The organism is Ramlibacter paludis, assembly GCF_022012305.1.
GTDB lineage: Bacteria > Pseudomonadota > Gammaproteobacteria > Burkholderiales > Burkholderiaceae_C > Ramlibacter > Ramlibacter paludis.
Genome location: NZ_JAKLTM010000003.1, coordinates 55,597 through 75,449, shown reverse-complemented (window position 1 = coordinate 75,449; position 19,853 = coordinate 55,597). Strand labels below are relative to the sequence as shown.

Here is a 19,853-nt window from a genome sequence, read left to right as displayed (position 1 = left end):
TGCGCTGCCAACACGACATGCCTTTCGGCGTCCGCCTGCATGCGGAGGGCGCCACCTTCCGCCTGTGGGCGCCGGCGGCGACGAACGCCGAGCTCTCCTTTGCCCCCAGCGCCTCCGGCCGCGCGACCCTGCATCCGGCCGAGGCCGATGCCGAGGGCTGGTGGGAATGCGAGGTCGCCGAGGCCGTCGCCGGCAGCTCCTACCAGTGGCGCATCGACGGCAAGCTGCTGGTGCCGGACCCGGCTTCGCGGCAGAACCCCGACGGTCCGCACCAGCCGAGCGCGGTGGTCGACCCGCGCCAGTTCGAGTGGGACGGTGACTGGAAGGGCCGGCCCTGGCACGAAACGGTGCTGTACGAGCTGCATGTCGGCACCTTCACGGAGGAAGGCACGTTTCGCGCCGCGGAAGCGCGGCTGGCCGAACTGGCCGAGCTGGGCATCACCGCGATCGAGCTGATGCCGGTGGCGGACTTTCCCGGCCGCTTCGGCTGGGGCTACGACGGCGTGCTGCCGTTCGCGCCGCACCACGCCTATGGCCAGCCCGACGACCTCAAGCACCTGGTGCAGGCCGCGCACCGCCTCCACATGATGGTGTTCCTGGACGTGGTCTACAACCACTTCGGGCCCGACGCCAACTACCTCGGCGCCTATGCGCCCGGCTTCTTCTCCAAGACCCACGGCAGTCCCTGGGGCGCGGCGATCAACTTCGACGGCCCGGACAGCCAGCCGGTGCGCGAGTTCTTCATCCACAACGCGCTGTACTGGCTGCAGGAGTACCGCTTCGACGGCCTGCGGCTGGACGCCGTGCACGCGATCAGCGACGGCAGCCGGCCACACATCCTGGAGGAACTCTCCAGCCGCGTGCACGTCGCCATCACGGGCCGCCATGTGCACCTGGTGCTGGAGAACGAGCACAACGGCTACGGCCACCTGGCCACGCCCCCCACCGCGGGCCGCTTCGAAGCCCAGTGGAACGACGATTTCCACCACGCGCTGCACGTGGCGCTGACCGGCGAGACCCACACCTACTACCACGACTACGGCGCCGAACCGCTGGACCTGCTGGCGCGCGGCCTGACGCACGGCATGATCTTCGAGGGCTCGGAGCGCAAGCCGGGCGGCGCGCGCAAGGTAATCGAGGCGGCGCCCGCGCAGCCCCTGGGCACGCTGGTGAACTTCGCGCACAACCACGACCAGGTCGGCAACCGCGCCCGCGGCGAGCGCCTGTCGCAGCTGGTGCCCAAGCAAGCGGCTTCGCTGCCGACGCTGCTCGCCCTGCTCACACCCGCGATCCCGATGCTGTTCCAGGGCGAGGACTGGGGCGCGCCCGAGCCCTTCCTCTATTTCGCCGACTGGGAGGGGGAACTGCGCGACGCCGTGCGCGCGGGCCGCAAGCGCGAGTTCGGCCACGCCGGCGGCGACCTGCCCGATCCCTGCAGCGAGGACACCGCCGCCGCCAGCCGGCCCGATCCGGCTCGCGCCAACACCGAAGCGGGCCGCGCCTGGCGCGCCGAGGTGCGGGCGGCCTTGCACGCGCGCCGGGCCCACATCACGCCGCGCCAGGCCCAGCTGCAGACCGGCAAGCACACGGCACAGCGCATCGGTGAACGCGGCCTGGCCGTGCAGTGGCGCTACGCCGATGGCCAGGTGCTGGGCCTGGAAGTGAACCTGGGCGACCAGCCGCTGGCCGTGCCCGCGCAACATCTCGGCCCCGTCGAGGCCAAGTGCATCTTCAGCCACCGCTGGCCCGCCGATGCGCCAGCCGGCACCTGGCCGGCCTGGGGCGCGCGCTGGCTGCTGGGGACGGAGATCACGCAGTGAACGCACCCGGCGAGATCGAACCCTGGGCGCTGGCGGAAGAAGCGCGCCGCCTGGGCATCGCGGAGAGCTACCACGGCTTCTGGGGCAAGGAGGAACGCGTGCCCGACGCGGTGCTGCGACGCGCCGTGCAAGCGATGCGCGGCGACGGCACCGAAGCGCCGCCACAGTACTTCGGGCTTCCGCCGGTGCATGTCGCGCGGGAACAGGCGGCTTTCGAAGTGCGCTGGCCCGCTCCCGGCGATGGCGCCGCGCACTGGCAACTCTCCGCGGAAAGCGGCGGCCCGGTCCTTCTCACCGGCGAACTGCAGCGCGACCACGGCGAGGCGCGCATCGCGCTGCCGGGCGACCTGGCCCTGGGCTACTACAAGCTGGCCCTCGAAGGCGCCCCGGCCGGCGAATACTGCCGTCTCGTGATCGCGCCCCGCCAGTGCCACGTGGCGCCGGGGCTGCAGGACGGCGAGCGCTGGTGGGGCTGCACCATCCAGCTCTATGCCCTGCGCTCCACGCGCAACTGGGGCATCGGCGATTTCGGCGACCTGCGCCGGCTCGCCGACACGGCGGCCCACCAGGGCGCGAGCTTCATCGGTTTGAGCCCGCTGCACGCGCTGTTCCCGCACAACCCCGGCGTCGCCAGCCCCTACAGCCCTTCGAGCCGCAAGGCGCTGAACCCGATCTACCTGGACGTGCAGACGCTGGTGGACCTGGGCGGCTGCGAGGAGGCGGTGCAGAAGGTGCAGTCGGACGCCTTCCAGGACCGCCTGCGCGCGCTGCGCGAAGCCGAGATGGTCGACTATCCCGGCGTCGCCGCCGCCAAGGACGAAGTGCTGCGCCTGCTGTGGCGCCACTTCGAGCAGCACGAACTGCACGCCGGCCACTCGCGCGGCGCGCATTTCCTGCGCTACATGCGCGAGCGCGAGTTCACCATCGGCAAGCACGCCTTGTTCGAGGCGCTGCAGGAGCACCTGCACGCGCGCGACGCCAACGTCTGGGGCTGGCCCGCCTGGCCCGAGGAATACCGCGACCCCGACGGCGCCGCGGCGCAGGCCTTTGCGCAGGAGCATGCGTCGGCCGTGCGCTTCCGCTTCTGGCTGCAATGGCTGGCCGAGGTGCAACTGGAGTCCTGCCAGCGCTATGCGCGCACCCGCGGCATGGGACTGGGCCTGTATTGCGATCTCGCGGTCGGCGTCAACGGCGGCGGCGCCGAGACCTGGGTGGAGCACGGGATGTACGCGCTGGGCATGCATGCCGGCGCGCCGCCGGATCCGCTCGCGCCCGGCGGCCAGGACTGGGGCCTGCCGCCCTGGAACCCGGAGCGCCTGCGCGCGGCCCGCTACCAGCCTTTCATCGATACGCTGCGCGCCAACATGCGGCATTGCGGTGCGCTACGGCTGGACCACGTGATGGCGCTGATGCGCCTGTTCTGGAACAGCCCCGACGGCGGCACCTACGTCACCTATCCGCTGGACGACCTGCTGGGCGTGCTGGCCCTGGAAAGCCGGCGCCACGAGTGCATGGTGATCGGCGAGGACCTGGGCAACGTCGCGCCGCAGATGCGCGAAGCCATGCGCGAGGGCAGCCTGCTGTCGTACCGGCCGCTGCTGTTCGAACGCGAGGACGACGGCGGCTTCCGTCCGCCGGCGCAGTGGCAGGGCAAGGCGCTGGCGGTCGTCAGCACGCACGACCTGCCCACGCTGCGCGGCTTCTGGCTCGGCGAGGACATCGAGCTGTCTTCCAGGCTGGAGCTCTATCCGGACCAGGAAGCGCGCGAGCAGATGGTGCTGTCGCGCGCCCAGGACCGCGCGCGGCTGCTGATGGCGCTGGAGCGAGAAGGCCTGCTGCCCGAAGGCAGCACCGTGCAGCCGACCTCGGTGCCCGACGCGACGCCCGCCTTCGTCGACGCCGTCTACGCCTACCTGGCCCGCACGCCGTGCTGGCTGGTCGGGGTGCAGCTGGAAGACGTCACCGGCCAGCTGCTGCAGGTCAACGTGCCCGGCACCAGCGAGGACCGTTTCCCGAACTGGCGCCGCAAGCTGCCGGTGACCGTCGACGCGCTGGGCAGCGACCCGCGCTGGTCCTCGCTGGCCACGGTACTGCGCGACGAGCGCAACGGCCCGCGCAGCGGCACGCAGTCGCCCGGCGAACTGCCGCCGCTGGACTCGGCGCAGATTCCCGGCGGCACCTACCGCGTGCAGTTCCACAAGGACAACACCTTTGCCCAGGTGACCGAAGCCGTGCCCTACCTGAAGGCGCTGGGCATCAGCCACCTGTACAGCTCGCCCTACCTGCGCGCGCGGCCAGGCAGCACGCACGGCTACGACATCGTGGACCACGGCGAGCTGAACCCCGAGGTGGGCGACGAGCAGGCCCATGCGCGCCTGTGCCGCGCGCTGCGCCGCAGCGGCATGGGCCAGGTGCTGGACATCGTGCCCAACCACATGGGCGTGCTGGAGGCCGACAACGCCTGGTGGCTCGACGTGCTGGAACACGGCCGCGCCTCCAGCCATGCGGACACCTTCGACATCGAATGGAAGCCGGCGCAGCCCGAGATGGTCGGGCGGCTGCTGCTGCCCGTGCTGGGCGACCACTACGGCAAGGTGCTGGAAGCCGGCGAGATCCAGCTGCACTTCGAGGCCGAGGCGGGGCAGTTCATCCTGCATTACTGGGACCATCGCTTCCCGCTCGACCCGGCCAGCTATCCGAAGATCCTGGAAACGCTGCCGGCCCCACCCGCGCGCGACGACAGCGAAGGCGACAGCCATGCGGTGGTGGCCGCCCTGCTCGACTCGCTGGGCCGCCTGCCTTCGCGCGACACGCCGGACCCGCAACTGCGGCGCGCGCGCGTTCGCGACAGCATCGTCTACAAGCGCCAGCTCGCGCGCCTGGTGGCCTGCCACGAGTGGCTGGCACGCTGGATCGCCGCCTGCGTGCAGCACCTGAACGGCCAGCCCGGCGACCCGGCCAGCTTCGACGCCCTCGATGCGTTGATCTCCACGCAGGCCTACCGCCTGGCCGACTGGCGCGTGGCCAGCGACGACGTGAACTACCGGCGCTTCTTCGACGTCAACACGCTGGCGGCGCTGCGCCAGGAACGGCCCGAGGTGTTCGAGGCCACGCATCGCAAGGTGCTGCACTGGCTGCAGGAAGGGCTGCTCACGGGCCTGAGGATCGACCACCCGGACGGCCTGAGCGACCCGCGCAGCTACTTCGAGCAGTTGCAGGCGCGCTACGCGGCGCAGGCGGAGGTGAACGGCCATCCGCCGCGGGCGCTCTACCTGGTGGCCGAGAAGATCCAGGCCGAACACGAGCCCCTGCCGGACGAATGGCCGGTGCATGGCGACACCGGCTACCGCTTCGGCACCCTGGTCAACGGCCTGTTCGTCGAGGGCCGCAACGAGAACGCGCTGCTGGCGGCGTACCACGCCTTCACCGGCGAGGTGGAGGACTTCGACGAAGTTCTCTATGCGTGCAAGAAGCTGATCATCGAGACCTCGCTGTATTCGGAACTGAACTGGCTGACGCACGTGCTGTACGGCCTCACGCGCGGCAGCCGCCGGCGCTGCGACTTCACGCGCAACCGCCTGCGCTGGGCGCTGGCCGAGGTGGCCGCCGCCTTTCCGGTCTACCGAACCTACCTGCGCAGCGGCGAACCGGCCAGCGCGATGGACAGGCGCCACATCGACTGGGCGATCGCAGGTGCGCAGCGCCGCCTGGGCGGCTCCGAGACGACGGTGCTGGAGCACCTGCGCGAAGTGCTGCTGGGCGAAGGCGAAGCCGCCGGCCTGCGCGAGGACGAGCGCCAGCGCTTCCTGGCGCGCTGGCAGCAGTTCACCGCGCCGGTGATGGCCAAGGCGATGGAGGACACCGCCTTCTACCGCTACGTGCCGCTGCTGTCGCTGAACGAGGTGGGCGGCGATCCGCGCAGCTTCGGCGTGTCGGTGGCGGCCTTCCACTTCGCCAACCTCACGCGCCAGCGGCATCGGCCGAATTGCATGCTGGGCACCTCCACGCACGACAGCAAGCGCGGCGAAGACCTGCGCGCGCGCCTGGACGTGCTGTCGGAGCTGCCCGCCGCCTGGGAGGACACGCTGCTGCGCATGTCCGGCTGGGCGCAGCTGTACATGACGCGCACGCACAAGGACACCTGGCCGAGCGGCAACGACGTCTGGCTCCTGTTCCAGACGCTGGTGGGCCTGTGGCCGGCGCAGCCGCCGGGCGAAGCCGAGCGCGACACCCTGCGCGATCGCGTGCAGGCCTACATGCGCAAGGCCGTGCGCGAGGCCAAGCGCAACACGAGCTGGGTCTGCCCGGAAAGCGCCTACGAGGAAGCGCTGGAAAAGTACGTCGACGGCGTGCTGCGTTCCGGCCAGCCCAGTCCCTTCGCCGACGAACTGCAGAAGTTCACGGCCAAGGTCGCGCCCTTCGGCTTCCGCAACAGCCTCGCGCAGCTGGCGCTCAAGATGACGTCGCCCGGCGTGCCGGACCTGTACCAGGGCTGCGAGCAGTGGAACTTCAGCCTGGTCGACCCGGACAACCGCCGGCCCGTCGACTTCACGCAGCTCGCGCGCGACCTTGCGCAGGCGCAAGCGCTGTACCGCGATGGCTATCCCGGCGCCGAAGACTGGCGCCGGCTGAACACCAACGCGGCCGACGGCCGCATCAAGCAGCTGGTCACGTGGCGCCTGCTGCAGCTGCGGCGCGAGCAGGCGCTGCTGTTCCGGGAAGGCGGCTACCTGCAGGTGCCGGTGGAAGGCAATGCCGCCGAACACGCCGTGGCCTATGTCCGCGTCCAGGACGGCATGGCGGTGCTGGTGGTGGCGGCGCGACTGACCTGTACCTTGTGCCGGGGCGAGGACAGCCGCTGGTCGCCCGCGCTCTGGCAAGGCACGCAGCTCACGCTGGCCCTGGAAAGCGGCAACCTGCGGCGCTTCCGCCACTGGCGCAACTGGCTGACGGGCGCCGAAGCGACGCCGGGGGCCGATGCGACGCTGGACCTGCAGGCGCTCTTCGAAGGCGCCGGCGGCCTTCCTTTCCTGGTGCTGGTGGCACAAGCCGAGACTGCATGAAGATCCTGTTTGCGACGCCCGAGTGCGCGCCCTACGTCAAGACCGGGGGCCTCGGCGATGTCAGCGCCGCGCTGCCCGCCACGCTCGCCAGGCTGGGCCACGACGTCCACCTGCTGCTGCCCGCGTACCGCGGCATGAAGGTCAGCGGCGAGATCGGCGATGGCGTCGAACTGCCCGCCTATGGCCCTTGGCCCGCCGCGCAGCTGGTGCCGGTGAAAGCGCCCAATGGCGTCACGCTGCTGCTGCTGGCATGCCCCGCGCTCTACCAGCGCGCCGGCGGCCCTTACGTCGACGCGGGCGGCAACGACTATGGGGACAACGCGCTGCGCTTCGGCCTGCTCTCGCGCGTGGCCGCGCAACTGGGCACGGTGCAGTCGCCGTTGCCGGGGTGGACCGCGGACGTCGTGCACTGCAACGACTGGCCTTGCGGCCTCGCGCCGCTCTACCTGGCGCTCGCGCGCTCGCTGCCGCTGCAGCAGCGAACCGCGGCGTCGGTGATGACGATCCACAACCTCGCCTTCCAGGGCGTGTTTCCCATGGAGAGCGCCGACCTGCTGGGCGTGCCGCACCACTGGCGCGGCCTGGACGGCGTGGAGTTCTGGGGCCAGCTGTCGATGCTGAAGGCGGGGCTGCAGTTCGCCGACGCGATCACCGCGGTCAGCCCCACTTATGCGCGCGAGATCCAGACCGAGGCGCACGGCGTCGGCCTCGACGGCGTCCTGCGCGCGCGCTCGGCGCGCTTGCGCGGCATCCTGAACGGCATCGACACGCAAGCCTGGGACCCCGCGAGCGACGCGCTCCTGCCGCATCGCTTCGGGCGCGACGGCCTGCAAGGGAAATCCTTGAACAAGAAGGCGCTGCAGGTGCGCAGCGGGCTGACGGCGGAGCCGCGTGCCCCCTTGTTTGCCGTCGTGAGCCGGCTCACCGAGCAGAAGGGCATCGACCTGGTGCTGGCTGCCCTGCCCAGGCTGCTGGCGGCCGGCGCGCAACTGGTGGTGCTGGGCCAGGGCCAGCCGGAGCTGCAGGCGGCCTTGCGCAAGGCGGCGGAACAGAATCCGCGGCAGGTGGCGGTGACGCTGGGTTTCGACGAAGGCCTTGCGCACCTGATCGAAGCCGGCGCCGACGCCTTCCTCATGCCTTCGCGCTTCGAGCCCTGCGGCCTGAACCAGATGTACAGCCAGGCTTACGGGACGCCGCCGATCGTGGCACCGGTCGGCGGGCTGCGCGATTCGGTCACCGATGCCACGAAAGACCCGGCGAACGGCACCGGCTTCGTCATGAAGTCCGCCGACGCCGCCGGCCTCGACGATGCATTGCAGCGCGCATTGCGGACCTGGAAGGAACCGCCGCTGTGGCGCAAGCTGCAGTTGAACGGCATGTCGCGCAACTTCGGGTGGGAAGACAGCGCGGAAGAGTACCTGTCGGTGTACGAACAGGCGATCGCCGCCATGTGATCCTCACGTCGGGCAGATGCTCTCGCCCCGGATGCTCTCCCCCATGAAATCGAGCAGTCGCCGGATCGCCGGCACCATCCCGCGGCGCGAAGGGAAAACCGCCAGCACCTGCGCCATCGGCGGGGCCCATCCCGGCAGCACCGGCACCAGCTCGCCCTTGCGCAACTCCTCGGCGCACATGTAGTCCGGCAGGACGCACATGCCCGTCCCCTGCAGCACCGCGAACTTCAGGGTCAGCAGGTCGTCGGCCGTGTAGCTCGGGAAGTGCTGAACGTCGTGCTCTTCGCCCTTGGGGCCGACCAGCCGCCAGCTCGCGCGGCCGTCCGCGGCCGACATCGCCACCGTCGGCAGGTTGCGGAGTTCCTCCGGGGCGGCCGGCTGGCCGAAGCGCTGCAGCAGCTGCGGGCTCGCCACCAGCGCGCCGCCCGTGGGCCCCAGGTTCTTCACCACCAGCGTGCCGCTGTCGTCGAGCGTGGTGCGCACGCGCAGCGCGATGTCCACGCCTTCCTGCACCAGGTCGATCACGCGGTTGGTGACCAGCATGTCCACGCGCACCTGCGGGTGCGCCGCCAGGAAGCGCGGCAGGATCGGGCCGATGGTGGTCTGCGCCAGCGTGACCGGGCAGGTCATGCGCACCGTGCCGCGCGGCTCGGTCTGCACGCGCGCCACCGCCTCGTCGGCGGCCTCGGCCTGCTCGCGCATGGCGACGCAGTGCCGGTGGTAGATCTCGCCGGCCTGCGTCAGCGAAAGCTTGCGCGTGGTCCGCTGCAGCAGGCGCACGCCCAGCCGCGCTTCGAGGTCGGCGACGCGGCGCGAGAGCCGCGACTTGGGCAGGCCGAGCGCGCGCCCCGCAGCGGCAAAACCGCCGCGGTCCACCACCTCGGCAAAGAAGAGCATGTCGTTGAGGTCCTGCATGGATCGTCCTATCGGTAGAACAATCTAACCCGATTTCGCTGACTTATCAATCCATCGTTGCAGCCGCACAATTCTTCCCATGGCGCCGATCCGGCACCACCCTTCAGGAGAAGACCTTGAAACTGCTGCACATCGATTCCAGCCCGCTCGCCGCCAACTCGGTTTCCCGCGAACTCACGCGCCGCGTGGTCGCCCAGTGGCAAGCCAGCCATCCCGGCACCGTCGTCGAGCACCTCGACCTCGCGCTGGAGGCGCCCACCCACCTGAACCAGGATTCGCTGGGCTTCCGCATGGGCCCCAACGCCGCCGGCCTGAGCGAAGTGCAGCAGCGCGAGAACGCCATCTCCGAGAAGCTGGTGAGCCAGTTCCTGGCCGCCGACGTGATCGTGGTGGGGGCGCCCATGTACAACTTCTCGGTGCCCAGCCAGCTCAAGGCCTGGATCGACCGCGTGGCGCAAGCCGGCCGCACCTTCACGTACACCGAGAAGGGCCCGCAAGGCCTGGCCGGCGGCAAGACCATCATCGTCGCGTCGACGCGCGGCGGCGTGTACTCGACCAACCCGGCGCTGTCCGGCCTGGACCACCAGGAAAGCTACCTGAAGACCGTCTTCGGCTTCTTCGGCGTGACCGACGTGCGCTTCGTGCGTGCCGAAGGCGTGGCGATGGGCGAGGAAGCGAAGGCCAAGGCGCTGGCCGCGGCCGATGTCGAGATCGGCGTGCATGCGGGCGTGGCGGCGAACGAAGGCGCTACGGCGATCCGCGCCTGACCCCGTCATCCCCGCGCAGGCGGGGACCCAGAGCGTTCGAAGAAAGCGGCCCGCGGGCCGCTTTTCTCTTCTGGAAGCCCTGGATTCCCGCCCCCGCGGGAATGACGCGGGTTCAGCGGTTTGCCACCTTGTCCGAGTGGTACTTCACCCACTCCGCATACTTCTCCAGGAATTTCTGCAGGAACTGCTTCGTGTCGTCGGCGGCAATGCTGCCGTCGGCGGCGAAGAAGCCGGTCTTGTGCTGCAGGAACATCTCCGGCTGTCCCAGCGTCGGCATGTCGAGATAGGCCAGCACATTGCGCAGGTGCTGCTGCGCCAGCGCCGTGCCGATCGCACCGACGGAAATCCCGATCACGCCGGCCGGCTTGCCTGCCCACGCGCTCTGGCCGTAGGGCCGCGAAGCGTGGTCGATCGCGTTCTTCAGCACGCCCGGAATCGAGCGGTTGTATTCCGGCGTCACGAACAGCACACCCTGCGCCGCGGTGATCTCGCCCTTCAGCCGCATCACCGACGGCGCCTGCGCCTTGTCGTCGTCCTGGTTGTACAGCGGCAGGTCGTCGATGCGCGAGGTCGCGAATTCGAAGCCCTGCGGCGCCAGCTTGGCCAGCGCCTGCGCGAGCTGCTGGTTGAACGATTCGCGGCGCAGGCTGCCGACGACGACGGCGATCTTGTAGCTCATGGAGTTCTCCGGTGGGAAAAGCACATTCTTCTCCCTTTTGCCGTGCGCGGGTCTGGATCCCCGCCTGCGCGGGGATGACCATGCACGCCCGCCTCGGGCGAGCTCTTCATGGTCACTTCCGCGAATAGACCTGGTCGAAACTGCCGCCGTCGGCGAAGTGTTCCTTGTCGGCCTTCGCCCAGCCGCCGAAAGCCTGGTCGATGGTGAAGAGGTTCAACTTGGGGAATTGCTTCGCGTACTTGGCCTGCGCCTTCTGCGAAGCGGCCGGCCGGTAGAAGTTCTTGCCGATGATGTCCTGGCCTTCCTCGCTGTACAGGTACTTGAGGTATTCCTCGGCAATCGCGCGCGTGCCCTTGCGATCGACCACCTTGTCGACGACGGCCACCGCGGGCTCGGCCAGAATGCTGATCGAGGGCACGACCACGTCGAACTTCGCGCCGAACTCCTTCTCCAGCAGGAAGGCCTCGTTCTCCCAGGCGATCAGCACGTCGCCCTGCGCGCGCTGCGCGAAGGTGATGGTCGAGCCGCGCGCGCCCGTGTCGAGCACCGGCACGTTGTTGTAGACCTTGGCGACGAATTCCTTCGCCTTGGCGTCGCCACCGTACTTGCGCTTGGCGAATTCCCAGGCGGCCAGGTAGTTCCAGCGCGCGCCGCCCGAGGTCTTGGGATTCGGCGTGATCACGCTGACGCCGGGGCGCGCCAGGTCGTCCCAGTCCTTGATGTTCTTCGGATTGCCCGCACGCACCACCAGCACGATGGTCGAGTTGTAGGGCGAGGCGTTGTGCGGCAGCTTCTTCTGCCAGTCCGGCGTGAGCAGGTTGCCATGCTTGACCAGCGCGTCGGTGTCGCCGGCCAGGGCCAAAGTGGCGACGTCGGCCTCCAGCCCGTCGATGATGGATCGGGCCTGCTTGCCCGAGCCGCCGTGCGACTGGCGCACGCTCACGTCCTGCCCGGTCTTGCCCTTCCAGTACTTGGCGAAAGCCTGGTTGAACTCCGCGTAGAGCTCGCGCGTCGGGTCGTAGGACACGTTGAGCAGCTGCAGCGGCTGCGCGATGGAGGGCAGGCCGGCCAGGGACATGGCCCCGGCGACGGCGATGGCGAGGGGAATCTTGATAAAGTCGCGGCGTTGGCTCATGAGGCGTCCTGTTGGTGTGGGCGCATTCTGGAAGCCCGGAGCCGCAACGGGAACGACAGAGTTCTCAGTTGCATATCCGCATAAGCTCATCCCATTTCGACCGCTTTCTGGAGCCCGCCATGGCGCGCACTGTCAACTGCATCAAGCTCGGCCGCGAAGCCGAAGGCCTCGATTTCCCTCCGTACCCCGGCGAGCTGGGCAAGCGCCTTTACGAAAACGTCAGCAAGGAAGCCTGGGCCGCCTGGCTCAAGCAGCAGACCATGCTGGTGAACGAAAACCGCCTGAACCTGGCGGACCAGCGGGCCCGCGAGTACCTGAAGCGGCAGATGGAGAACCACTTCTTCGGCAGCGGCGCGGACACCGCGGCCGGCTACGTGCCGCCCAGCGCGTAAACAGCCATGCGCGCCGTGGTGATCGGCGCGGGGCTGGCGGGCGCCGCCGTGGCGGCAAGCCTGGCGCGGCGCGGCTGGCGGGTGGAGGTGCTGGATGCCGCCGACGCTCCGGCCGCGGGCGCGTCGGCCCTGCCCGCCGGACTGCTGGCACCGCACCAATCCCTGGACGACAACCTGCTCTCCCGCCTGACCCGGGCCGGCGTGGGCATCACGCTGCGCGAATGCCAGGCACTGCTGGAACCTGGTGAGTGGGCGCCTTGCGGCGTGCTCGAGCACCGCCGCGGCAACGACAAGCCGCCGCCCGCCCAGGCGGGTCTCGCGCCGTGGACGCGCGCGGCCACCCCGGAACAACTCGCGCACGCGCAGCTCGGTCCCGGCGACACGGCCTGGTGGCACGAGAACGCGGCCTGGGTGCGCCCCGCGGCGCTGGTGCGGGCCTGGCTTGCGCAGAAAGGCGTGCGCTTCCGGGGCGGCTGCGCGGTCGACGCCATCGAGCGTGCGGGCGAAGCCTGGGAGTTGCGGACCGCGGACGGGACTCTGCTGGCGCAGGCGCCCTTGGTCGTCGTCGCTGCCGCGCACGCGAGCGGGCCCTTGCTGGCCCGCCGCATCACCACGCACCCAGTGCGCGGACAGGTTTCGTGGTCCTTGCATGACCCGGCCACCAGCGAAGCCGTGCCGCCTTTCGCCATCAATGGCCACGGCCACTTCATCCCGCGCTTGCCGACGCCGGAGGGCCTGGCCTGGTGCAGCGGCTCGACCTATGGCCGGGGCGATGCGGATGCGACGCCGCGCGCGGAAGATCGCGAGGCGAACCTGGTGCGGCTGCGCGAACTGCTGCCTGGGCTGGGTCAGGCCCTCGCGCCGCAATTCGAGCGCGGCGCGGTGCGCGACTGGGCCGGTGTGCGCTGCACTTCGCAGGATCGCCGGCCGCTGGTGGGCGAACTGGAGCCCGGGCTGTGGGTGAGCACCGCCATGGGCTCACGCGGCTTGACCTTCGCGGCGCTTTGCGGAGAGTTGATTGCGGCGCGGGTGCAAGGGGAGCCCTTGCCCCTGGACGAAAAACTGGCCGCTGCGCTCGATGTGCGGCGGGTGGTGGGGTCGCGATAGCGCCCCACCGAACCACGGTCAGATTCGCCGCAGCCAGGCGTTCAGCCGCTGCGGATGCGGCGGACTGTCCAGCAAGGCCCCCGCCCCACCCATCCAGGCCCGCACGTGCTCGGCAAACGAGCGCTGCGACTTGGTCAATGCGACGTGCGCGATCGGCTTCTTGCCTTGCTTCAACTGGCGCAGCAGGTCCCAGCCCGTCATGTCCGGCAGCTGGAAATCGACCACCGAAAAATCGTACTGCTTGCCGCGCGCGAGGTTCGCCGCCTCCTGGCCGGTCTCGGCTTCGTCGGCCTGCGTGAGGCCCGCGAGCGCCAGCCGGGCGCGGATGTACAGGCGCTCGTCGCGGCTGGGGCTGACGATCAGCGCCAGCTTGGGCGGGCGGTGCGGCCGGGTGTCTTCTTCCGGCGGGGGCAGGTCCAGGTCCAGGTCCACCGACGCCGGCTGGAACACCGTGTCCATGGCTTCGATCACCTCCGGCCAGGCAAAGGGACGCGGCAGGCTGCGCCACACCTGCGGCGGCGCGTCGCTGCCGACCCACAGCATCCGGATGTTGCCGTTCAGGGGCGACTCGGCCTCCAGGCGCGCCTCGTAGCTGTCGCCATCGAGCAAGGCCATGCCGGCGGGAGCCCGGGCCGTCGGTGACCACAGCTGGTACATCACCAGGCACTGCTCCGAGAGGCGGAACAAGGTGTTGAGCGCATGGCGCTCCTCGTCGGAAAAACCGACGACCTTGATGTAGATCCGCTGCGCCATGCCTTCCTGTTCTTGCTGGTGACTGCCTGCCCATTATGCAAGCGCCCTGCCGAGCTGCGAAAGGGGCTTATCCGCGACGGCGGCGAAACGTGGCGGAAAGGCGCGCCAATCCTCGCGCATAAGCTTATCCAGATAAGGCGTGAAGAAAAAAATCGTTTGGATTCATAAGGGTCCCCCCTAGAGTCTCCCCCTCGAGGGAAAACCCGCGACCACATTCACGCCGCCATGTACCAATACACAGAATTCGACCGCCAGTTCGTCCAGGCCCGGGCCGCGCAGTTCCGCGACCAGCTGGAACGCTGGCAGGCCGGCACCCTGAGCGACGACGAGCTGCGCCCCCTGCGCCTGCAGAACGGCTGGTACATCCAGCGCTATGCGCCCATGGCCCGCATCTCGGTGCCTTATGGCGAACTTTCCGCCGCGCAGCTGCGCGTGCTGGGCAAGATCGCCCGCGAGTACGACCAGCCCACGCCCGAACTGCTGGCCGAAGCCCAGCAAAAGCAGCTGGCCCTGGGCCCCGTCCCGGTGCCCGGCACCGATCGCCAGGTGGTGACCAAGCTGAATTACGGCTACGGCCACTTCACCACGCGCACCAACGTGCAGTTCAACTGGATTCCGATCACCAAGGCGGCCGACGTGATGGAGCTGCTCGCCGGCGTCGGCATGCACGGCATCCAGACCAGCGGCAACGCCATCCGCAACATCACCACCGACCACCTCGCGGGCATCGCCGCCGACGAGATCGCCGATCCCCGCCCCTTCGCCGAGATCCTGCGCCAGTGGGCCGCGCTGCACCCGGAATTCGCCTTCCTGCCGCGCAAGTTCAAGATCGCCATCAACGGCGCGCAGGAAGACCGGGCGGCGCAAGGCTGGTACGACATCAGCCTGCAGTTGCTGAAGAACGAAGCCGGCGAGCTGGGCTTCCGCGTGATGGTGGGCGGCGGCATGGGCCGCACGCCGATCATCGGCACCGTGGTGCGCCAGTTCCTGCCCTGGCAGCACCTCCTGAGCTATCTCGAAGCCTGCATCCGCGTCTACAACCAGTACGGCCGCCGCGACAACGTCTGGAAGGCGCGCATCAAGATCCTGGTGAAGGCCGAGGGCCAGAAGTACATCGACAAGGTGGAAGAGGAATTCCGCCAGATCGTCGAGATCGACGGCGCGCCGCACACGATCACGCAAGCCGAAGTCGATCGCGTCTCCGCCTATTTCGTCGACCCGCAGGTGCCGCGCCCGCAGCGCGACCCGGCGGCCCGCCGCGTGCACGAGATCATCCGCGCCGACGCCGAAGCCGACCCGCAGTACGACCGCTGGCTGCAGCGCAACGTGCTGCCGCACCGCAACCCCGAACTGCGCGCGGTGGTGCTGTCCTTCAAGCGCCTGGGCCAGGCGCCCGGCGACTGCACGGCCGACCAGTTCGACGCCATCGCCGAACTGGCCGAGCGCTTCTCCAGCGGCGAAGCGCGCGTGACGCACGAGCAGAACCTGGTACTGCCCTGGGTCCACCAGGACGAATTGCCCGAGTTGTGGGCCGCAGCCCGCAAGCTGGGCCTGGCGCGCGCCAACATCGGCCTGCTGACCGACATGATCGCCTGCCCCGGCGGCGACTTCTGCTCGCTGGCCAACGCGCGCTCGCTGCCGATCGCCGAAGCCATCACCGAGCGCTTCCAGGACCTCGACGAGGAATGGGACATCGGCGAGATCGACATCAACTTCTCGGGCTGCATCAACTCCTGCGGCCACCACCACGCCGGCCACATCGGCATCCTCGGCGTCGACAAGGACGGCAAGGAGTGGTACCAGATCACGCTGGGCGGCGGCGACGGCTCGCATGCCGGCGGCACCGCGGCGCCCGGCAAGATCGTCGGCCCGTCCTTCGCCAAGGAAGAAGTGGCCGGCGTGATCGAGGCCCTGATCAACACCTACCGCCAGCTGCGCCAGCCGGCCGCCGGCGGCAAGCTGGAAAACTTCATCGCCACGCTCAAGCGCGTGGGCCACGAGCCCTTCAAGGCCGCGGCCAACGGCGCCCGCTTCGTGGAAAGGGAAATCGCGTGACCGTTCGCACCATCCAGATCCTGCATGCGGCCGATGTGCCGGCCGACCAGCTGAACGTGCTGGTGATCGCGAACGACGCCGACGTGCTGGAAGCGCAGCTCGAAGGCGTGGACCGCGTCGAGCTGAATTTCCCCAAGTTCACCGACGGCCGCGCGTTCAGCCAGGCTTACCTGCTGCGCCGCCGCCGCAAGTTCGCCGGCGACATCCGCGCCACCGGCGACGTGCTGATCGACCAGCTGGTGCAGATGCAGCGCACCGGCTTCTCCAGCGCCGTGCTGAAGGAAGGCAAGGACGCGGCCGAGGCCGAGCGCCAGTTCGCGCGCTTTGCCGAGTACTACCAGGCCGACGTGCAAGCACAGCGGCCGCACTTCGCCCGGGCCTGAGCGATGGGTGCGATCGACCTGCACGCGCGTCCTTCGAAGGACTTCGACGCGAAGCTGGCGCAGACGCAGCAGCTGCTGCGCCGCGCCGCGGGCGAGTTCGCGCCGGTCAAGCAGGCCTCGAGCCTGGGCGCCGAGGACGTCGTCATCACGCACCTGATCAACAGCCTGGGGCTGGACATCCCGGTGTTCGTGCTCGAGACCGGCATGCTCCACGACGAGACGCTGGCGCTGCTGGAACGCACGCAGGCCGCGTCGCGCGCGCCGGTGGAGGTCTACCGCCCGGTGAACGAGAGCGTGATCCAGTTCGTCGCCCGCGAAGGCAAGGAAGCGATGTACCGCTCCATCGAACTGCGCAAGGCCTGCTGCGGCATCCGCAAGATGGAGCCGCTGGAGCGCGCGCTGTCTGGCCAGAAGGCCTGGATCACCGGCCTGCGCCGCGAGCAGTCGAACGCCCGCGCCGACGTGCCGCAGGTCGACACCAGCGACGTGAAGCGCGTGAAGCTCAACCCGCTGGCCGACTGGACCTGGGGCGACGTCTGGCACTACATCGGCGCCCACGGCGTCGACTACAACCCGCTGCACGACCAGTTCTATCCCAGCATCGGCTGCGCGGCCTGCACGCGCGCCATCAGCCTCGGCGAGGACTTCCGCGCCGGCCGCTGGTGGTGGGAGGACGAGGCCGCGAAGGAATGCGGCCTGCACGTGAAACACGAAGAGAAAGCCGCCGCATGAACGCGCGTACCGAACCCCAGCTGCTGGGGCGCATCAGCAACCGCCACCTGGATTCGCTGGAGGAGGAAGCCATCTTCGTGCTGCGCGAAGTGGCCGGCGCCTTCGAGCGCCCCACCCTGCTGTTCTCCGGCGGCAAGGACTCGCTGGTGCTCTTGAAGTGCGCCGAGAAGGCCTTCGGCCAGGGCCGCATCCCGTATCCGCTGCTGATGATCGACACCGGCCACAACTTCCCCGAGGTCACGGACTTCCGCGACTTCCGGGCGAAGGAACTCGGCGCCGAGCTGATCGTGCGCAGCGTGGAAGACTCGATGAAGCGCGGCACGGTGCGCCTGGCGCGTCCCGACGAAAGCCGCAACGTGCACCAGTCGGTGACGCTGCTGGAAGCCATCGAGGAATTCCGCTTCGACGCGCTGATCGGCGGCGCGCGCCGCGACGAGGAAAAGGCCCGCGCCAAGGAGCGCATCTTCTCCCACCGCGACAGCTTCGGCCAATGGCAGCCCAAGGCGCAGCGCCCCGAGCTGTGGACGCTGTTCAACACGCGCCTGCAGCCGGGCGAGCACTTCCGCGTCTTCCCCATCTCCAACTGGACCGAGCTGGACGTGTGGCAGTACATCGAGCGGGAACGGATCGCGCTGCCGTCCATCTATTACGCCCATGAACGGCAGGTGGTGGAGCGCCGCGGCCTGCTGGTGCCGGTGACCGACATCACGCCGCCCAAGCCCGGCGAGACGGTGGAAACGCGCACGGTGCGCTTCCGCACGGTGGGCGACATCACCTGCACCTGCCCGGTGGCCAGCGACGCCGCCGATGCGAGCGACGTGGTGGCCGAGACGCTGACCGTCGACGTCAGCGAGCGCGGCGCCACGCGCATGGACGACAAGACCTCGGAAGCCTCGATGGAAAAGCGCAAGAAGGACGGGTATTTCTGATGACCGCATCCAAGGATCACGACGCCGCGCTCCGGTTCATCACGTGCGGCTCCGTCGATGACGGCAAGAGCACGCTGATCGGCCGCCTGCTGGTGGACAGCCGCGCCGTGCTGCAGGACCAGCTGGCTTCGGTGTCGAAGTCCGGCCAGGCCGACCTGGCGCTGTTCACCGACGGCCTTTCCGCCGAACGCGAGCAAGGCATCACCATCGACGTGGCCTACCGCTACTTCGCCACGGCGGCGCGCAAGTTCATCATCGGCGACGCGCCCGGCCACGAGCAGTACACCCGCAACATGGTGACGGCCGCCTCCAGCGCCGACGCCGCCGTGGTGCTGGTCGATGCGACCAAGCTGAAGTGGCAGGACCCGGCCCTGGAACTGCTGCCACAGACGCGCCGCCACACGCTGCTGGCCAACCTGCTGCGCGTGCCCGCCATCATCTTCGCCGTCAACAAGCTCGATGCGGTGGAAGACCCCACCGTGGCCTTTACCAACATCCGTGCCGCGCTGGAGACCTTCACCGAAGCCGCCGGCGTCGATGCCCGCGCCATCGTGCCGATCTCCGCGCTCCAGGGCCACAACGTGGTCGAGGCCCAGCCGGGCTGGTGCGCCTACAACGGCCCCTCGCTGCTGCAGGTGCTGGAACAACTCGACGTGACCCCGGCCGAGACCGACGAAGCCTTTGCCTTCCCGGTGCAGTGGGTCGAGAAGTTCTCGTCGTCCGCCGACACCTCGCAAGGCCGCCGCGTGTTCTGGGGCCGCGTCGCCACAGGTGAAGCGCGGGTCGGCATGCCGGTCACGGTGCTGCCCAGCGGCCAGGCCGCCACCGTGGCGCAGGTCCTCGATCACGCGCGCCAGCCGGGCGAGATCGGCGCCCGCCACAGCGCCGGCATCGTCCTGGACCGCGAAGTCGACGTCTCGCGCGGCGACTGGCTGCTGGCGCCCGGCGCGATCACGCCGTCGCGGGAACTTTCCGCCACCATCGCCTGGCTCGACGACGAGCCCCTGGTGGCCGGCCGCGTCTACTGGGCGCTGCATGGCCACCGCTGGGTCAAGGCCAAGGTCAAGCGCATCGTGCACAAGCTGGACGTGAATACCCTGGCCGAAGAGGACGCCGACCACCTGGAGCCCAACGGCATCGGCCACGTCGAACTGGCGCTGCAGGAGCCCTTGGCGACCCTTCCCTATGCCCGTTCGCGCACGCTGGGGGCCCTGGTGCTCGTGGACACGGCGACCCATAAAACCTCCGGGGCGGTGCTGGTTCGCTGAACTCTCCGGGCGCTGGGCGCAAAAGCAAATAAAATCAAGGGTTTCCCCGACCCTCACGTAGAACAATGACTCACGTCGTCACCGAATCCTGCATCCGCTGCAAATACACCGATTGCGTGGATGTCTGCCCCGTGGACTGTTTCCGCGAGGGTCCGAACATGCTGGTGATCGACCCGGACGAGTGCATCGACTGCGCGGTCTGCATCCCGGAGTGCCCTGTCAACGCGATCTACGCGGAAGAAGACGTGCCGGCGGACCAGGTCGCCTTCATCAAGATCAACGTGGAGCTCGCGCAGGCGCCGGGCTGGAAGAGCATCACCAAGCGCAAGCCGGCCCTGCCGGACGCCGAAGAATGGAAGGACAAGCCGGGCAAACTGTCCGAGCTGGTCAAGTAAAGTCTT

General features: G+C 69.3%; 16 protein-coding genes. 12 read left to right on the top strand and 4 right to left on the bottom strand.

Annotation, left to right across the window (positions count from 1 at the left end; genetic code table 11):
• Positions 1-17 precede the first annotated feature (17 nt).
• The 3 genes from treZ to glgA are packed head-to-tail and all read left to right on the top strand — an operon-like array spanning position 18 to position 8,337.
• The gene (gene treZ, locus LZ009_RS11100) at positions 18-1,820 is read left to right on the top strand and encodes a malto-oligosyltrehalose trehalohydrolase (protein WP_275697991.1); all 1,803 of its coding nucleotides are present in this window, start codon (positions 18-20) and stop codon (positions 1,818-1,820) included.
• Complete coding sequence (locus LZ009_RS11095; RefSeq protein ID WP_275697990.1) at positions 1,817-6,883, top strand: malto-oligosyltrehalose synthase; 5,067 nt, start codon at positions 1,817-1,819, stop codon at positions 6,881-6,883. The genes treZ and LZ009_RS11095 overlap by 4 nt, the downstream gene beginning before the upstream one ends.
• The gene (gene glgA / locus LZ009_RS11090; RefSeq protein WP_346730738.1) at positions 6,880-8,337 is read left to right on the top strand and encodes a glycogen synthase GlgA; all 1,458 of its coding nucleotides are present in this window, start codon (positions 6,880-6,882) and stop codon (positions 8,335-8,337) included. The genes LZ009_RS11095 and glgA overlap by 4 nt, the downstream gene beginning before the upstream one ends.
• A 3-nt stretch (positions 8,338-8,340) precedes the next feature.
• Here glgA and LZ009_RS11085 read toward each other — a convergent pair whose 3' ends face one another.
• Positions 8,341-9,252, bottom strand: a complete 912-nt coding sequence (locus LZ009_RS11085) for a LysR substrate-binding domain-containing protein (protein WP_275697989.1) — start codon at positions 9,250-9,252, stop codon at positions 8,341-8,343.
• Positions 9,253-9,368: 116 nt separating this feature from the next.
• On the opposite strand from LZ009_RS11085, the gene LZ009_RS11080 reads away from it, so the two are divergent.
• A complete protein-coding gene (locus LZ009_RS11080; protein WP_275697988.1) occupies positions 9,369-10,019 on the top strand; it encodes an FMN-dependent NADH-azoreductase in 651 nt (216 codons plus the stop codon).
• A 112-nt stretch (positions 10,020-10,131) separates the two neighbouring features.
• Here the strand turns inward: LZ009_RS11080 and LZ009_RS11075 are convergent, their stop codons facing one another.
• Both LZ009_RS11075 and LZ009_RS11070 read right to left on the bottom strand, forming a co-directional pair.
• Positions 10,132-10,698 carry an NADPH-dependent FMN reductase gene (locus LZ009_RS11075; protein WP_275697987.1) on the bottom strand — a complete coding sequence of 189 codons (567 nt, stop codon included), beginning with the start codon at positions 10,696-10,698 and terminating at the stop codon, positions 10,132-10,134.
• A 112-nt stretch (positions 10,699-10,810) separates the two neighbouring features.
• Positions 10,811-11,833: a sulfate ABC transporter substrate-binding protein gene (locus LZ009_RS11070; RefSeq protein WP_275697986.1), complete on the bottom strand. Its 1,023-nt coding sequence runs from the start codon at positions 11,831-11,833 to the stop codon at positions 10,811-10,813.
• 119 nt (positions 11,834-11,952) lie between these two features.
• On the opposite strand from LZ009_RS11070, the gene LZ009_RS11065 reads away from it, so the two are divergent.
• Positions 11,953-12,225, top strand: a complete 273-nt coding sequence (locus LZ009_RS11065; RefSeq protein ID WP_275697985.1) for an oxidative damage protection protein — start codon at positions 11,953-11,955, stop codon at positions 12,223-12,225.
• Positions 12,226-12,231: 6 nt separating this feature from the next.
• Positions 12,232-13,332, top strand: a complete 1,101-nt coding sequence (gene mnmC1 / locus LZ009_RS11060) for an FAD-dependent 5-carboxymethylaminomethyl-2-thiouridine(34) oxidoreductase MnmC1 (protein ID WP_275697984.1) — start codon at positions 12,232-12,234, stop codon at positions 13,330-13,332.
• Positions 13,333-13,350: 18 nt separating this feature from the next.
• Here mnmC1 and LZ009_RS11055 read toward each other — a convergent pair whose 3' ends face one another.
• The gene (locus LZ009_RS11055; RefSeq protein ID WP_275697983.1) at positions 13,351-14,085 is read right to left on the bottom strand and encodes a response regulator; all 735 of its coding nucleotides are present in this window, start codon (positions 14,083-14,085) and stop codon (positions 13,351-13,353) included.
• A gap of 225 nt (positions 14,086-14,310) precedes the next feature.
• Between LZ009_RS11055 and LZ009_RS11050 the strand changes: the two genes are divergently transcribed.
• The 6 genes from LZ009_RS11050 to fdxA all read left to right on the top strand — a co-directional run bounded on the left by LZ009_RS11050 (position 14,311) and on the right by fdxA (position 19,847).
• Positions 14,311-16,140 (top strand): nitrite/sulfite reductase, encoded by a 1,830-nt coding sequence (locus LZ009_RS11050; protein ID WP_275697982.1) that lies wholly within the window; start codon positions 14,311-14,313, stop codon positions 16,138-16,140.
• Positions 16,137-16,523: a DUF934 domain-containing protein gene (locus LZ009_RS11045; protein ID WP_430300267.1), complete on the top strand. Its 387-nt coding sequence runs from the start codon at positions 16,137-16,139 to the stop codon at positions 16,521-16,523. The genes LZ009_RS11050 and LZ009_RS11045 overlap by 4 nt, the downstream gene beginning before the upstream one ends.
• Positions 16,524-16,526: 3 nt before the next feature.
• Entirely contained in the window at positions 16,527-17,255 is a 729-nt protein-coding gene (locus tag LZ009_RS11040; protein WP_275697981.1) for a phosphoadenylyl-sulfate reductase, read from the top strand.
• Positions 17,252-18,184 (top strand): sulfate adenylyltransferase subunit CysD, encoded by a 933-nt coding sequence (gene cysD, locus LZ009_RS11035; protein WP_275697980.1) that lies wholly within the window; start codon positions 17,252-17,254, stop codon positions 18,182-18,184. Before LZ009_RS11040 ends, cysD begins: the two co-directional genes overlap by 4 nt.
• The gene (locus tag LZ009_RS11030) at positions 18,184-19,452 is read left to right on the top strand and encodes a sulfate adenylyltransferase subunit 1 (protein ID WP_275697979.1); all 1,269 of its coding nucleotides are present in this window, start codon (positions 18,184-18,186) and stop codon (positions 19,450-19,452) included. Before cysD ends, LZ009_RS11030 begins: the two co-directional genes overlap by 1 nt.
• 65 nt (positions 19,453-19,517) lie before the next feature.
• Complete coding sequence (gene fdxA, locus LZ009_RS11025; RefSeq protein WP_275697978.1) at positions 19,518-19,847, top strand: ferredoxin FdxA; 330 nt, start codon at positions 19,518-19,520, stop codon at positions 19,845-19,847.
• Positions 19,848-19,853 lie beyond the last annotated feature (6 nt).

Excerpts from the sequence above, each read along its gene's own strand:
- LZ009_RS11065 (WP_275697985.1), top strand. The coding sequence starts at position 11,953 with ATGGCGCGCACTGTCAACTGCATCAAGCTCGGCCGCGAAGCCGAAGGC.
- treZ (WP_275697991.1), top strand. The coding sequence starts at position 18 with ATGCCTTTCGGCGTCCGCCTGCATGCGGAGGGCGCCACCTTCCGCCTG.
- cysD (WP_275697980.1), top strand. The coding sequence starts at position 17,252 with ATGAACGCGCGTACCGAACCCCAGCTGCTGGGGCGCATCAGCAACCGC.
- LZ009_RS11040 (WP_275697981.1), top strand. The coding sequence starts at position 16,527 with ATGGGTGCGATCGACCTGCACGCGCGTCCTTCGAAGGACTTCGACGCG.
- glgA (WP_346730738.1), top strand. The coding sequence starts at position 6,880 with ATGAAGATCCTGTTTGCGACGCCCGAGTGCGCGCCCTACGTCAAGACC.
- LZ009_RS11070 (WP_275697986.1), bottom strand. The coding sequence starts at position 11,833 with ATGAGCCAACGCCGCGACTTTATCAAGATTCCCCTCGCCATCGCCGTC.
- LZ009_RS11050 (WP_275697982.1), top strand. The coding sequence starts at position 14,311 with ATGTACCAATACACAGAATTCGACCGCCAGTTCGTCCAGGCCCGGGCC.
- mnmC1 (WP_275697984.1), top strand. The coding sequence starts at position 12,232 with ATGCGCGCCGTGGTGATCGGCGCGGGGCTGGCGGGCGCCGCCGTGGCG.
- LZ009_RS11085 (WP_275697989.1), bottom strand. The coding sequence starts at position 9,252 with ATGCAGGACCTCAACGACATGCTCTTCTTTGCCGAGGTGGTGGACCGC.
- LZ009_RS11055 (WP_275697983.1), bottom strand. The coding sequence starts at position 14,085 with ATGGCGCAGCGGATCTACATCAAGGTCGTCGGTTTTTCCGACGAGGAG.
- LZ009_RS11030 (WP_275697979.1), top strand. The coding sequence starts at position 18,184 with ATGACCGCATCCAAGGATCACGACGCCGCGCTCCGGTTCATCACGTGC.
- LZ009_RS11075 (WP_275697987.1), bottom strand. The coding sequence starts at position 10,698 with ATGAGCTACAAGATCGCCGTCGTCGTCGGCAGCCTGCGCCGCGAATCG.
- fdxA (WP_275697978.1), top strand. The coding sequence starts at position 19,518 with ATGACTCACGTCGTCACCGAATCCTGCATCCGCTGCAAATACACCGAT.